Source organism: Nocardia sp. N2S4-5, assembly GCF_044628355.1.
Lineage (GTDB): Bacteria > Actinomycetota > Actinomycetes > Mycobacteriales > Mycobacteriaceae > Nocardia > Nocardia wallacei_B.
In genome coordinates, this window is sequence record NZ_JBIUPM010000001.1 from 5339990 (window position 1) to 5354590 (window position 14601).

The following is a 14601-nucleotide window of genomic DNA, read 5'->3' on the forward strand; positions in this document are numbered from 1 at the left end:
ACTGCAAGTAAGGTTCGTAACGGTACGCGCATCTGTTATGTACACAGCATCGCCGGAAAGCGCGGTCCGTGAGCACCGGCATATTCACATCATTCAGGCCCTACTCGGCGTTGTATCTCGCGGGCAATGTCCTCGGCAGATGCACCGGTCACGATGGTGTCGCTGTCGGTGACTTCGATGACGTATCTGCCGCCTGCTCGGGTGTTCCCGCTGACATCTATCCAGCTGATGTAGGCGGACGGATGCGGGCGTCGGGCGTGTAGACCACGGTCGACGCGTAGGTAGCCCTGGGCTGTACGTGGTACTCGAAGCAGGAGACGTATGCGTTCTTCGACGGGGCGCTGGCCGACATCGTTGCGCAGCCACGAACTCGGTGGTTCCTCACCACGCACGCGTGGGGTGTAACCGGCTAGCCTTCCCAGCGCGCCGGCGGGAACGGAGGGCATAGTGGCGGCGACATGCTTGCCGAGTAGGTGTCGGCTGGTGACAACAAGTTTGATATCACCACCGAAATCCATTGTGCGGCCCGGTTTTTGGTACAGGATCACCCCGAGATCACCAGCGGCAGCGGCATGCGAGCGCACGCGGCGGTCTTCCTCGTGAAACCATCCGTTGCAGATGATGCGAAGGTCGGGGTTGGCTAACAACCGTAGCGGCCCAGTCAGGTCCGGATCGCCGTAGCGTGGGTAGCGCGCGCTGATCTGGGCGCGCAGCTGCTCGTATTCTGTTGCAGTGGTCGGTGTCTCGACGATGCTGATCGGATGTGGATAGTCGCCCTCCAGGCCGGTTTCCGTCGACCACACATATGCGAATTCGTCCGGAGTGAAGGACCAGGAGGTCTGGGTTTTCACCGAGCGGACCCCGCGCTGGGGTCGTCGTCGTCCATCATTGGTCCAGTACCCGAGATGGTGATATATCGCGGCGTCTCATCGCTGGTAGAGGTGTCGGTGTTCTCTTGGCCGGTTGTGGGATCGCTGCTGCGCGAAACGCTTTCGGGAGTAAATGGTGTGGGGGCGACTTCAGGTACCGTGTCTGCGCCGATAACGCCGACCGGCGCCTGTAGTCCTTCTGCCCAGTCGGGTTGAACACGCTTGAGGTAGTCGGGAGTGTAGTGCTCCTGATCCTCCTCATCCCTATCGTTTTTTCGGCCCTGCGCACCGTGCGGCACATGCCCAGGAGCGGCACCGGGTCTTGCTCCAGCCGTGCTGCGTGCCAAGCCTGAGCCGGTCTCGCTGCCGAGTACACCGGGGACCCCGAGGCCGGATATACCCGGCCGCTGGGTTACGGGGCCGCCAAGTTGGGACACTGGCGGGCCGGATCCACCCGATCGACTGCCGGAGCCACCGGCCGAACCAGTGTTGTCCGGGGCGCCTCCGGTGGCGTTCACGCCCGCTGCGGTTGTCGACGCCGGCTCGGGTCCGGCTCCGTTGGGCAGTAGTCCCTCCGGCAGGCCCAGACCAGTGGGGTTCGTTGCAGCCGGCGAAGTAGGCTGAGAGTCTTGCCCACCGGGTGGTCGAGGAGTCGTAGAGGTCGCGTCCGACGGATCGTTGCCGAGGCCACCGGGCCCGGTGCCACCATTGTTCCAGCCCGCATTCGGCGAGGTGCCGTCGTCCCCACCGGTTGCGTTCGGAACGTCAAGGTAGGCAGGGACATTCGCGCCTGCAGGCGGGAATGTCGGGGTGTAGATGCTCTCGAGTGCGCGGATAGCGTCCTGGCGAGCCTTCTCCCGCTGCGTTTCCGCTTGATCGATGGCCTGCGGATTGGGCAACAACGGCAGAACCGCCTGGCCGGGGTTGTCGGAGGTCGGGGTGAGCGCTACCGAGTTGGGCGGCGGCTGCACCGCTTTGCGTACCGCTTCCGCCGCCCATGCCAGGCCGTCCAAGCGCATGGCGACCGAGTCGAAGACCTGCCCGATCTGGTTGGCTACGCGCGCATACCGGTCGGAGGCGATCTGCGCGGCGTCGGCTGCGGTGCCTTTCCACAGACCGTGTCCGAAGATGTTGTTCATACCGAGTATGAGCGTGAACGTGGACAGGTTCTCCAGCTCGTTGGAGCAGTCGAACCAGGTCTGCCGCATTGTCTGCAGACCTTTCGGATCCAGTCCGCCGAGTCCGTTCACCGCCTCGTACAAAGCTTGGTGCGACATACCCTGGAAGTGGTCGTCGCTACTGGTGTAGGCAGGATCCGTGCCCGCACCGAGATCGCCCAGCTTGCTATCGATCTGGCTGACGCGTTGCTCGGAGGCGCCCAGCTTCTGGGCGAACGGCTGGATACTCGCTTGGATCGCCGCATCCTGGATCTGGGAGAGGATATCTTTCGATGCGGCGGGTGCCGGGACAGCCTCCGGCGAAGGTTGCGGACCGTTCTGTGAGCCCATTCGCCACCCCCCTGAGTGATCCTGTGCCCGTCTCGCTGATCACAGCGTCCAGGGCCGAGATTAACACAGCGGGACAGACACTCTCGATGTCAATCGACCGTCGAACTGGCAGAATCCTTGCAGGCGGCTCTCGCTCGATCGGACGGCCGGTGGGACTGAAGGGGGACAACTCAGCATGCTCAAGGCAGATGTCGACGAGCTGAACAAGCTCGTCACCACGCTCGAGGATATTGCCCAGCAGATCGACAACATCAATGTCCGGACAACCGGCGACCAGGTAGGCGCCGCGCTGCCCGGCTGTGCACTGGGAGCGGTGTGCGCCCAAGCCGGCGAATTCACCGAAGGCGCATGGCTCCGGGTCGCCGAACGGGTCCGCAAGCTTTCCGGACTGGTGAACATGTCGACGCACGTTTTTTCGACCACCGATGAACAGTTCGGACAGATCCTCGATTCGATGGACTTCCACGGACGAGGCGAACACTGATGCCGACCCGTGGTGAGGCCGAGAAGTGGGACATCGGCAAGCTTTCGGCCTGGGCGGCCGAGATCGACGTTGCGATCGGTGCCTACGAAACCCAGCTCGGTCGCATGGTCGCTCAGTTCAACGGTGCGACGTGGGCGGGCACAGCTCGTGACGCCGCGTACAACCGATTCAGCGAGGAGAACACCGAGGGCCGCAAGCTGTCGGAGGAAATCCGAGGTGTCACTGCGGCATTGCGGGCAGCGGCTTCCCGTCTGGCCGATGAGCGACGGATCGTGCTCGGCAAGGTCACCGATGCCGAGAGCGACAAAGAATCGCCACTCGCGCTACAGGTCTCGGACCGGTGGGAAGTCCAGACCAAGCAGGCGTTTCTCAGCGGCAACATCACTCGTGAGGATCTGCAGAAGGTCAAGAACCGGGTCGACCATCACCAAGGGCTGATCAACGCTGCCTACTACAGTTTTGCCGGTGCGATCAGCGAGGTGTCGACCGCTATCACCACCGCTGCGGAACAGGTTCGAACTCGCGGTGATCTGATCGGGAACAGTATTGCCGCTCCTGTAGTCCCTGCCGACACCGGCAAGCTCGGTCGAGAAGACGGCAAAGCCGTTCGTGATGCGGTGTATCCGGACGGGCCGGTCGACAAGGCCGTGCTGGACGAGATCGCCGGCCATCTGCCCCAAGGAGTGCTGAGCGAGCAGGACCTACGGGATCTCGCGGACGGCAAAGACGTCTCGACTGTCCCGGCCGCCACCCAGCAGTACTATCGCGAGTTCTATCAGGGTGCTGGGAAAGAAGGAATTCTCGCGCTCAGCGAGCATCTCGCGAACCAGGAGCAGGCCGGGAACTCGATGGCGGCCGGGCGCAGAGATGCCCTCGCCAACGGGCTCATGCTTGTCTCCAACGAGCGTATCGGCACCGGGCGTAACCCTGATGGCACCCTGCAGTCCCCAGGCAGCTACCAGCAGCTTCCCGAAGACCTGCGCAAGGTCGTATCGACACGTGTCGGTGGCCCCGACGGCAATTCACAGTTCTACCCGACGTCGCCGCCGGAAAATGAACTCACAGCACAGCATCGGTTCTACGATGACAGTCGGCGTTTGAGTGCCCTGGTCGGCGAAGCGAATCCCGGCTATGAACCCGGTACCGAATTCTCTCGCGAGCTCACCCGGCAGGCCGCGCACCTCGGCTGGGCGAGCGGACTGGGCGTACCGGGCGAACCGGGTATGCCGGACAAGTCCGCTACCGAGAGCATCATGCGGGACTACCTCGACATCTCCGGCCGAAATCACGAAGCCATGACCCAACTGCTCACCGGCGAGAATATCCCAGGCTGTCCACCTGTCGATGCTGGATACAATCCCGAAAAGGTCGTCCAGCCTTTGCTCCAGTTCGACTGGGATGACTCGAACGGCAAGCAGCCCCCGCAACTGTTCAATTGGATCGGCGAAAATGCCGTCCCCCATCCGGCTACCGAAGGACACCCGGCAGTCACGCTGGAGGAATCGCGCCTCGCGGGGCACGCGGCCTCGGGACTCGCGGCTGTCCTCACCTCGGATATTGACGGGAAAAAAGGTCAGATCGGTTCCTTCGAGGCGCTCATGAATATGCCGGGTCACGACGATCAGTCGCTTGGTCAGGTAAATCCCGGACTTACCCGGCAGTTGACCGGAGCGATGATCCCCTATCTCGATGCTATTTCATTGGCGCCGGAAAATCCGACACCAGATTTCGAGCTCCGCGGAACCGAGGACCGTAATCTCCAGGCAATTCGGTTGTCAACATTGTTTAACACGGACCAAGTTGCATCCGGCGCATGGAACGGCGCTCTAACCGCGAAGACGAATGAGTATGCTTCCCAATATGCCGGCCTCGGTGATCTTCCCTCGAACGACCGGGACCAGTATGCAAATGCGGCGGGGCGTCTCGTTGCCTACCAAGAGCAGGGCCTCCGCGCCGAAGCATTCGACCGAGGACTGGACGGGCGTCACGCTGAGGAAGACCGAGCCGGAAAAATGAAATTGGGTGTTGACGTCGCCGGTGCCATACTATCGGATACTGTGGGAGAACGGGTCCCGGTAGCCGGAACCGCGATCGACGTAGCTGGCAAGATCATCGCGGATGAAGTCAAGCCAGCGTATCAGTCAATACCTGACAAGCAGCAGAACATAGTCCAGGATGAACTGGACACGCAACGCCACTATGCAATGCTGCGAGCTTTGTCTTCTCAGGATCCCAACTTCTTTCAAAATCCACCGAGTCGAGCCGCTCCGTTCCCTTCGGAATGGCTGGAAAATGGTAGTTTGAAGGACTACAATGACATATTTGGGCCCGATGGTACCGAACGGCGGGCGCGAGAGCTGACCGACTTCCATTCCGCTGCCGACATATGGCTGCAAGGGTACAATATAGACACTCCAGCGTTCGGCAACGCTATCGTGACTCAACGTGAGAATATCGAAAACTATGCGTATTCGACCGACGAGTATAAAAGCACAGTTTTGAAAGGGCATTGATAATGCGACATGCAAAGCTGTTGAAGAGCCTTGCCCTGTTGCTGTGCTGCTCTAGTGTGGTTATTTCTTGCTCCGAAAATTCCGAAGCACCGAGCCCGTCTCAATGGGCCGTATCATTCAGATGGACCGCCGAACAAGATATCGACCTGGACTCGGTGGATGCTCAAATTATCCGCGCCGCCATCGAGAGCAATACTATTGCCGAGTTCTTGAATCCGGACTACGGGTATCCAGGTTGGCGAGACAGTCGTGAGGCGGTAGGTGCGGATGCGAAACAGAATCACCCGGAGTATGAAGGTGTCGGCACCGCATACCTACATATCGTCTCCTATCAATCCCCCGTATCTCGGGTAATGATTGTCTGTAAGGACATGACCGAGACTTCCCGAAAGATCGGCGATGATTATCCACTTCCCGACTTCAATAATCGTAAGGAAGGTCTCGAAGTCATCGCCGTCGATGTGGTAGGCGAATCGCGTCGTGATCCGGACCGTGTCCAGCAGGTAAAGGTGCCGGAAGGTCCAAATATCCCTGGGCCCGGCGGTCGTAGTCCACGGCCGTCGAAGAATGTCTTCTCTCGACATGCCCTCGTGCACTATCAGGGTGACCTCGATAACTACCGCGATCTATGCTTGCCCTGGGCACATGCTCGGTGGGGACGCGATCAGCCGCCGCCTACTGCGCGGACGGTGCACGAGCCGCCCACGATCGAGCCTTTCACACCGGGATGGCCGGAATAAATATCGAGTCAATATTTGGGGATCGTGGACTCGATGATTTCCGCAATTTCTTGCGCATGATCGCACGCCCGCCACTGCGTAAGCGCGCTGGTGCTGTCTACCATCAGATCGATGACCCCGTCGGGTCCTGTCATAACCACGAAACAGGCCTCGCCCTGGGGTTTTTGGTATGTCACTGCAGCGCGCCCGTTGATCTTGATCTCCTGCGCGTTCGAACCTTCGCGTTTTCGAAAATCATCGAGACCGAGGTTGACGGACGAGATTGTCAGCGAACCCACGCCGAGAGATTGGCCTCGTACGAACTCTTTGCGTTCGAAGTCACATCCTATGAAGGCGTATCCTGTGTGGACTTGATCCGCTCGTCTTCTGGTCGCGGGATCGAACCCCGCTCGTTCGACGGTCGCATCTGCTATTTCGACGCAGGGGTCGAAGGAGACGTCCGTGCGCCCTCCACTGTCTTGCGCGGGAGCAGAGCTGACGGTGGCGGCCATACTTGGCCTTTGGCTTGTCGATTCATTGCCGGGTTCAGTTTCATCGTTGCTGTTCGAACAGCCTGCAACCATCAACACAGTGATCGAGAGAAGAAATATTACGTTGCGCGCCGAACTTGTTCCGCATTTCATCAGATTCCTCCGGCGGTGGCAACAGTCTTGATTCGCTCGCCATTGACATGGTCGGCCTCGCTGATGAGCCCACCGGCCCGCAGATATGCCTCCTGTAAACGCATCGCTCCATCGATCAGCTGGTCGATAACCTCGACGCCGCTGATGGCCTTGCCCGAGAAGCCTTGCTGGAGTTCCTGACCTGTTGGAAATCCCCCGAATCCATGCGCCTCGGTCAATTGCAGCAGCTTCTTTCGAACGGCTTGCAGACCGTGAATCATCTTGTCGTAAATCTGGACGGCTTGTCGAACTGATGTCTCGTCGTAGTGGATTGCGCCGGCAGCTGCAGCGTTATTGAACGCCTCAATCTCGGCTTGCCCGAAGTCGATGCTGGGTTCCGCCACCGTTCCCCCTTCAACAGAGTCCTACTGATAGAGGCTATCAAAGCAGCATATCGGTTCTTGCATCTGCGGACCGATGGTGGGTCGAGCATCCGACGGGCGGGCAATCGCGTTAGGCGCGGGTGAGGGCGAAGATTCGTAGGTTGCGGGTGGTGCGGGTGCGGTAGGTGGCGTAGGCGCGGGTGGTTTGGACGAAGCGGGTGAAGATTTCTTCTTTTCGGGCTGGGTCTTCGATCGGGTCGGCGTGGACCGGGATTCGTTCGCCCGCGATGGTGACCGTGGCGGTGGGGTCGGCGAGTAGGTTGGCGGTCCAGGCTGGGTGGTGGGGTTGGCCGAAGTTGCTGCCGATTACGTACAGGGTGTCGCCGTCGTGTACGTAGAGCAGGGGGGAGGTGCGGGGTTGTCCGGATTTTCGGCCGGTGGTGGTCAGCAGGATGATCGGGGCGCCGATGGGGCCCAGGACGGTGTAGCGGCCCGCGGTGCGTTCGAGGACCTTGCGGTCCAGGGGCGTGAGTTTGCGGACTATCAGGGAACCGAGTTTCGATGCCGCGAAAGGACCGGCCATGCGGCCCAGCGGACTCGTTCGCGATCCCCACTGTCTGTCCGGAAACTGTGCCGCCATGCGGGGCATCCTACGGCGGAAGTGCCGACCCGGGACGGCGTAGGTGAACCTGCGCCCGATTCACAAGGCGGACTTCAGTTCTGCCGCGAACTCGTACCCGGCCTTCCAGTCGCCTGAGCGAGGCGGAACGATGACGCGCCGTACACCCGCCGCGGCGTAGGCGGACAGCTGGTCGACGGCCTGTGCCAGATCGTCCGGCGGGGCGGCGACAATGGTGACCGCCGGGACCGGTCGGCCCTGCTCGGCGGACAGCTCGGCCAATTCCGTTGTGAGGGTGGACAATTCGTCGATACTCGGGTTGAGTCCGATCCAACCCTCGGCGTAGGTCGCGGCGCGGCGCAGGGCGGCGGTGCCGTTGCCCGCCACCAGAATCGGCGGGACGGTGGCGCCGGGGGACAGCGTTGCCTCGGTGCCGTCGGGCAGGGTGGCGGGGCGTCCGGCGATGAGGTCCGGGAGTATCGCGAGGGCCTCGTCGGTGCGCCGGCCGCGACCGGCGAAGGGCTGCCCGGCCGCCCGCCAGCCGATGTCGCCGTGCGCCGGGTTGCCCGTGCCGACGCCGAGCACGATCCGGTCGCCGGACAGGTACTGCAGCGTGGCCACCTGCTTCGCCACCCAGGCCGGCGGGCGCAGCGCCAGCAGCAGCACCCCGAACCCGACCTGGATTCGCTCGGTGACCGCGGCCGCCGTGGCCACCACCGCGGTGCTCTCCAGTATCGGCGCGCTGGCGATCAGATGATCGGTCGACCACACCGAGTCCAGTCCCACGTCTTCGGCGAGCCTGGCCGCGGCCCGGACGTCGCCGAGGATGGGACGGTCGGGATCCGGGGTCGACGTGGGCAGGATGGTGCCGATCTCTAGTGCCATGCGGCGTGCAACCATTCGGCGCCACATTCGATTCCGACGCCCGCGACGCCACGATGCGACGGCCGCCGGACTGTGATTTCCGGAAATTTGCTACTTCCCGGTCACCTCGGCGGCGACTCGGTTACTAGGCTCTCGATCATGGCCGATACCGCTCCGTCCACCGTGTACATCGCCTCGCTCGAGGGCGACACCGGCAAGTCGACGGTGGCGCTGGGCGCGCTCCAGCTGCTGTCCGCGACCACGCCGCGGGTCGGGGTGTTCCGGCCGATCATGCGCTCGGCGACGGAACCCGATTACATCCTGGAGTTGCTGCTCGAGCACTGCACCGCCGATATCGACTACGAGCAGGCCTGCGGCGTCACCTACGAGCAGGTGCACGCCGATCCGGACGCGGCGATCAGCGAGATCGTGATGCGGTTCCACGAGGTCGCCAAGGTCTGCGACGCCGTGGTGGTGGTCGGCAGCGACTACACCGACGTGGCCAGCCCCAGCGAGCTGCGCTACAACGGGCGGATCGCGGTCAATCTGGGTGCGCCGGTGCTGCTGGTGCTGCGCGGCTCCGGCCGCACTCCCGAGCAGATCGTCCAGGTCGCCGAGCTGTGCGAGGACGAGCTGGCGCAGGAACACGCGCAGCTGACGGCGATCGTGGTCAACCGCTGCGACCCGGACCGGCTCGACGAGATCGCCGACGCGGTGGGGGCGGTCGGCCCGCCGGTGTGGACGCTGCCGGAGGTGCCGCTGCTCACTGCGCCCACCATGACCGAGCTGCGCGCGGCCATCGACGGCACGCTGTACTCCGGCGACCCGGAGCTGTTGCAGCGCGAGGCGCTGACGGTCATGGTCGGCGGCATGACGGCCGAGCACATCCTGGAGCGGCTGACCGACGGCGTCGCCGTGATCGTGCCCGGCGATCGCTCGGACGCGCTGCTGGCCTTGGTGAATGCCCATGAGGCGGAAGGCTTTCCGTCACTGTCGGGCATCATCATGAACGGCGACATGCTGCCCGACCCGGCGATCGCGCGGCTGATCCAGGGCCTGAAACCGAAGCTGCCGATCCTCACCACCGCACTGGGCACCTTCGATACCGCCAACGCCGCCGCCCGCACCCGCGGCCGGGTGTCGCTGTCGAGCATCCGCAAGGTCGACACGGCACTGGCGCTGATGGAGCAGCGGGTGGACGGCCCCCGGCTGCTGGAACTGGTCGCCGTGCCGCGGGCGTCGGTCGTGGTGACTCCGCAGATGTTCGAATATCAGCTGGTGGAGCGGGCCCGCACGGACCGGCGCCGGATCGTGCTCCCCGAGGGCGACGACGACCGCATCCTGCGCGCCGCCGGCCGGGTGCTACAGCGCAAGATCGCCGACCTGACGATTCTCGGCGACGAGGCCGCGGTGCGCGGGCGCGCGGCCGAACTCAATGTCGACATCGACGCCGCGCAGGTCCTCGATCCGCGGACCAGCGACCTGTGCGGTGAATTCGCCGAGGAGTACGCCGGGCTGCGCGCGCACAAGGGCATGACGGTGGAGCGCGCCCGCGAATTGATCACCGACATCTCCTATTTCGGCACCATGATGGTCTACAAGGGCATCGCCGACGGCATGGTGTCCGGCGCCGCGCACACCACCGCGCACACCATCCGGCCGTCGTTCGAGATCATCAAGACCGAGCCGGGCGTCTCCACCGTGTCCAGCGTGTTCCTGATGTGCCTGGCGGACCGGGTGCTGGCCTACGGCGACTGCGCCGTGGTGCCGGACCCGACGTCCGAGCAGCTGGCCGACATCGCCATCTCGTCCGCGCGCACCGCGGCCCAGTTCGGCATCGAGCCGCGGATCGCGATGCTGTCCTATTCGACGGGCGAGTCCGGCACCGGGGCCGATGTCGACAAGGTGCGCACCGCCACCAAACTGGTGCACGAGCGCGCGCCGCAACTATTGGTGGAGGGGCCGATTCAGTACGACGCCGCGATCGAGCCCACGGTGGCCGACGCCAAGTTGCCGAACTCGGAAGTCGCCGGGCGCGCAACGGTTTTCATCTTCCCTGATCTCAATACCGGCAACAACACCTACAAGGCGGTGCAGCGCAGCGCGGGCGCGGTGGCGATCGGCCCGGTGCTGCAGGGCCTGCGTAAACCGGTCAACGACCTGTCGCGCGGCGCCCTGGTCGCCGACATCGTCAACACCGTGGCGATCACCGCGATCCAGGCGCAGGCCCGGACCCGGTAGGAATGAGCGGCAGATTCCCGGCGTTGCCCGGAACGGAGTTCCGCGGCGGACAGGAGGCGTGCGATGCAGGTCCTGGTGCTCAACTCGGGTTCTTCGTCGATCAAATACCAACTGCTGGACCCGGATTCGGGTGCGGTGGCGGCATCCGGCCTGGTTTCGAGGATCGGCGAGCAGGTCGGTTCGGACACGTCCACGGTCGAACACCACAGTGCCGGGCGCACGCTCGAGCACCACGGCGCGGTATCCGATCACGCGGCCGGGCTGCGGATCGTCTTCGACCTGTTCGCGCGGTCCGGTCAGGATCTGGTCGGCGCGGGTTTGACGGCGGTCGGGCATCGGGTGGTGCACGGCGGTGAGGTCTTCTACCGGCCCACGCTGATCGATGACGATGTGGTGCGCTCGATCGAGGAGCTGTCCGCGCTAGCGCCGCTGCACAATCCGGCGAACGTGACCGGAATCCGGTCGGCGCGTGCGCTGTTGCCCGACGTCCCGCAGGTCGCGGTGTTCGACACGGCCTTCTTCCACGGCCTGCCGGATGCCGCCAAGACCTACGCCATAGATGCGAAAGTAGCTGCCGCGCACGGGATCCGCCGTTACGGGTTTCACGGCACGTCCCACGAGTACGTGTCGGGGCAGGCGGCGCGCCTGCTGGGCCGGGACCCGGAAGAGGTGAACCAGATCGTGTTCCATCTCGGCAACGGCGCCTCGGCGTCGGCGATCCGAGGTGGCCGCGCGGTGGACACCAGCATGGGTCTCACCCCGTTGGAGGGGTTGGTGATGGGCACCCGCTCCGGCGATATCGACCCGGGAATCATCCCGCACCTGGCGCGGACCGCCGGACTGGACATCGACGCCATCGACGACCTGCTCAACCGGAACTCGGGCATCAAGGGCCTGTCGGGCGTGAACGACTTCCGGGAGCTGTTCCGGCTCATCGACTCCGGAGACCGGGCCGCGCAACTCGCCTACGACGTCTACGTGCACCGGCTGCGCCGCTACCTGGGCGCCTATCTGGTGGAGCTGGGCCGGGTCGACGCGATCACGTTCACCGCCGGGGTCGGGGAGAACAATGTCCGGGTGCGCGCCGACGCGCTGGCCGGGCTGGAACGCTTCGGCATTTCCGTCGATCCGGAGCGCAACGCGGCGAAAGATGCTGGGGCGCGGTATATATCGACGGATAATGCAGCGGTCGCGGTGCTGGTGGTGCCCACGAACGAGGAGTTGGCGATCGCGCGAGCGGCAGCCCGTTTGGTGAAGTAGCGGACGCGGTGGGTGGTCGTCTCAGAACCAGGTCTTGGCTCGAATGGCGTTGGCCAGGTCCACCAGGGCGTATCGGTGGGTGCGGCCGGGTGCGGACCGGGCCAGCCCGCGCAGTCCCGTTTCGGCGCCGTGCCGCAGCCCGCGCTCGGTGAACGGCTCGCCGAACAGCGTCGCGCCGGGCGCGGGGGTGTGCCCGGCGTGTAGCCATGCCAGCGCCGAGCCGAGCACCAGCAACCGCATCTGACCGGCGCGGTGTTCGCCCGCCGGCAGCGCCTGCACCCGGGCCGCGGCGACGTGCACCGTCGCCTCGTCGAGTTCGTCCACCGGCACCTCGGTGAGCAGCATCAGCACCGCGGTCATCCGGGCCTCCGTGTAGTGCCGCGAGGCCGCGGGCACCTCGTCCAGCGCCCGGACCGCCTCGGCGACGCGGCCACTCGCCGCCAGCTGCCGGGCCAGCCCGAACGCCGCGCTCACCACGCCGCGATCGGTGCGCCAGACGGTGGCGTAGAACTTCTCGGCATAGCTGCGCCACTGGGCGGGATCGGGCGAATCCCAGTGCTGCAGAAAGAGTTCCGCGGTGGCGGCCAACGCCAGCTTGGGAGCGATCTCGCCCGGCAGGGCGCGCAGCACCGCGTCGAAGCGTTCGAACGCGTTCTCGTAGTCCAGGTCGAGCAGACCGGCCAGGCCGAGATACCAGTCGGTGCGCCAATCGTCGGCGTCGTTGTGCCGCAGCAGCTTCCGGGCGGCCGCGGGGCGGGCCAGGTCGAGCTGGATGCGGGCCTCGGTGAAGGTGGCCTCGATCTCGAAATTCTCCGGCGCTCCGCCCGGTTCGGCGGCGGCGCGCTCGCGGGCGGTGCGCACCGCGTCGAGCGCGTGCCGCGGTTCCGGGTGCACGGTCCCGGCCAGCAGGGCGGCCGCGGGATCGGCCGGATCGATCAGCGGGACCGGCAGCGCGGCGGCGACGTCGCGGGCGGACAGCTTCTTGCTGCGCTCGATGCCGTCGGCGTAGGAATCGGTCTGGGCGATCAGTTCGGCGGTGCCGAAACTCGTGCGCGGCGGACTGAACGCCGTCGACAATTGCGGATGCTCGATCCCGGTCTCGGCGGCCAGGATCTCCCGCAGCACGCCCGCCAGCTGCGTGGTCGCCACCCGAGCGGAGGGGAAGCGGCGCGACGGCGCGGGGTCGGTGGCCCGCAGCAGCAGCCGGTGGTAGAACTCGTGGCGCGCCAGCAGCGGTTCGTCGGCCGGGTCCGGGAGGCCGTCGAGGTAGCGGCCCTGCTCGGTCGGGAGGTTCAGGGTCAGCGCGGCCAGCGTGCGGCCGACCGTGTAGACGTCCGAGGCCGCGGTCGGGCCCGTCCGCGCGATCTCCGGCGCCTGGAAACCCCTGGTGCCGTAGAGATTTCCGTACGCCTCGAAGACCGAGACCGCGCCGAGGTCGATCAGCTTCACCTGGTCCTCGGTGACCATGATGTTGTCGGGCTTGAGATCGTTGTAGGCCAGTTCCAGTGAGTGCAGGTACTCCAGCGCGGGCAGGATCTCCAGCACGTAGGCGATGGCCTCGGTGACGGGCATGCGCCGCGGGCGCCGATACCCGTCCAGCAGGTCCCGCAGCGAGCGGCCGCCGACGTACTCCATCACGATGTAGCCGACGGGAACGCCCTCGGGACTGGGGTGCTCGACGAAGTTGTAGATCTTGACGATGCTCGGATGGGCCAGTTCGGCCAGGTACCGGCGTTCGGCGACGGCTACCGCCTGCGCCTCCGCGTCGCCGCCGTGCAGCAGGCCCTTCAGCACCACCCAGCGGTCGCTCACATTGCGGTCCACGGCCAGGAAGATCCAGCCCAGCCCGCCGTGCGCGAGGCAGCCCTGGATCTCGTACTGACCGGCGACCGTCTCACCCGGCCGCAGGTAGGGCCGGAAATCGTAAGGCGCACCGCAGGTTTCGCACGTCCCGGCGGTGGTCGAGGGCCGCGTCGCGGTGGCCCGCCCCACCGGTTTACCGCAGCGCCAGCAGAAGCGGCGTCCCTCCGACACCACCGGATCGGTCAACACCACATCCCGTGGATCCACCGGCGGCACCGGGGATATCTGCACGAGTCCCGCCCCGAGCCGCCGCACCGACGGCCGAGTGCGAGCCGTCCGGCCACTACGCCCCGACGTACCCCGCGCGGACTCGACCTCCGATCCGGTCGACCGCAAGGCCGCCGTGCCCGGCTGCCCGACCGTATCCCCGGAAGTCGCAGTGGCACGCGAAGTTTCAGCCGGAACGGCCCGCGTCTCCGGCGGTTCGGCGCGTTGGGTGCCCGGCTGCCCGGTCGCCGCGTCGCCCGAAGTCGCAGTGGCACGCGAGGTTTCAGCGGGGACGGCCCGCGTTTCCGGCGGTTCGGCGCGTTGGGTGCCCGGCTGCACAGTTGCCGCGTCGTCCGAAGTCGCAGCGGCACGGGAAGTTTCGGCGGGGACGGCCTCGGTCTGCGGGGGTTCGGGTGTGTCGGAGGGGGTTCGGTCGGGATCGGGCATG

Annotated in this window: 12 protein-coding genes; 5 read left to right on the plus strand and 7 right to left on the minus strand. The window is 65.2% G+C overall.

The window, feature by feature from the left end:
* Window positions 1–89: 89 nt before the first annotated feature.
* Both ACFMRZ_RS24435 and ACFMRZ_RS24440 read right to left on the minus strand, forming a co-directional pair.
* Window positions 90–851, minus strand: coding sequence for an ESX secretion-associated protein EspG (locus tag ACFMRZ_RS24435; protein WP_400180902.1), 762 nt, complete (start codon window positions 849–851; stop codon window positions 90–92).
* On the minus strand, window positions 848–2377 hold the full coding sequence (locus ACFMRZ_RS24440) for a hypothetical protein (protein ID WP_400180903.1): 1530 nt from the start codon (window positions 2375–2377) through the stop codon (window positions 848–850). The genes ACFMRZ_RS24435 and ACFMRZ_RS24440 overlap by 4 nt, the downstream gene beginning before the upstream one ends.
* Before the next feature lie 175 nt (window positions 2378–2552).
* Here ACFMRZ_RS24440 and ACFMRZ_RS24445 point away from each other — a divergent pair, with 175 nt between their 5' ends.
* From ACFMRZ_RS24445 to ACFMRZ_RS24455, 3 genes are read left to right on the plus strand one after another with little or no spacing between them, the layout of a single operon-like run.
* On the plus strand, window positions 2553–2861 hold the full coding sequence (locus ACFMRZ_RS24445; RefSeq protein WP_400180904.1) for a hypothetical protein: 309 nt from the start codon (window positions 2553–2555) through the stop codon (window positions 2859–2861).
* Window positions 2861–5374, plus strand: coding sequence for a hypothetical protein (locus ACFMRZ_RS24450; RefSeq protein ID WP_400180905.1), 2514 nt, complete (start codon window positions 2861–2863; stop codon window positions 5372–5374). The genes ACFMRZ_RS24445 and ACFMRZ_RS24450 overlap by 1 nt, the downstream gene beginning before the upstream one ends.
* Before the next feature lie 20 nt (window positions 5375–5394).
* Complete coding sequence (locus tag ACFMRZ_RS24455) at window positions 5395–6114, plus strand: hypothetical protein (protein ID WP_400180906.1); 720 nt, start codon at window positions 5395–5397, stop codon at window positions 6112–6114.
* A gap of 8 nt (window positions 6115–6122) precedes the next feature.
* Here the strand turns inward: ACFMRZ_RS24455 and ACFMRZ_RS24460 are convergent, their stop codons facing one another.
* The 4 genes from ACFMRZ_RS24460 to ACFMRZ_RS24475 all read right to left on the minus strand — a co-directional run bounded on the left by ACFMRZ_RS24460 (window position 6123) and on the right by ACFMRZ_RS24475 (window position 8603).
* On the minus strand, window positions 6123–6737 hold the full coding sequence (locus ACFMRZ_RS24460) for a DUF3558 domain-containing protein (protein WP_400180907.1): 615 nt from the start codon (window positions 6735–6737) through the stop codon (window positions 6123–6125).
* Window positions 6737–7120, minus strand: a complete 384-nt coding sequence (locus ACFMRZ_RS24465; RefSeq protein ID WP_400180908.1) for a hypothetical protein — start codon at window positions 7118–7120, stop codon at window positions 6737–6739. Before ACFMRZ_RS24465 ends, ACFMRZ_RS24460 begins: the two co-directional genes overlap by 1 nt.
* A 109-nt stretch (window positions 7121–7229) precedes the next feature.
* Window positions 7230–7739 carry a nitroreductase/quinone reductase family protein gene (locus ACFMRZ_RS24470; protein ID WP_400180909.1) on the minus strand — a complete coding sequence of 170 codons (510 nt, stop codon included), beginning with the start codon at window positions 7737–7739 and terminating at the stop codon, window positions 7230–7232.
* A gap of 60 nt (window positions 7740–7799) precedes the next feature.
* Window positions 7800–8603, minus strand: coding sequence for an LLM class flavin-dependent oxidoreductase (locus ACFMRZ_RS24475; protein WP_400180910.1), 804 nt, complete (start codon window positions 8601–8603; stop codon window positions 7800–7802).
* A gap of 138 nt (window positions 8604–8741) precedes the next feature.
* Here ACFMRZ_RS24475 and pta point away from each other — a divergent pair, with 138 nt between their 5' ends.
* Window positions 8742–10823, plus strand: a complete 2082-nt coding sequence (gene pta, locus ACFMRZ_RS24480) for a phosphate acetyltransferase (RefSeq protein ID WP_280362899.1) — start codon at window positions 8742–8744, stop codon at window positions 10821–10823.
* Between the two features lie 63 nt (window positions 10824–10886).
* Window positions 10887–12083: an acetate kinase gene (locus ACFMRZ_RS24485; RefSeq protein WP_400180911.1), complete on the plus strand. Its 1197-nt coding sequence runs from the start codon at window positions 10887–10889 to the stop codon at window positions 12081–12083.
* A 21-nt stretch (window positions 12084–12104) separates the two neighbouring features.
* Here the strand turns inward: ACFMRZ_RS24485 and ACFMRZ_RS24490 are convergent, their stop codons facing one another.
* The gene (locus tag ACFMRZ_RS24490) at window positions 12105–14600 is read right to left on the minus strand and encodes a tetratricopeptide repeat protein (RefSeq protein WP_400180912.1); all 2496 of its coding nucleotides are present in this window, start codon (window positions 14598–14600) and stop codon (window positions 12105–12107) included.
* Window position 14601 lies beyond the last annotated feature (1 nt).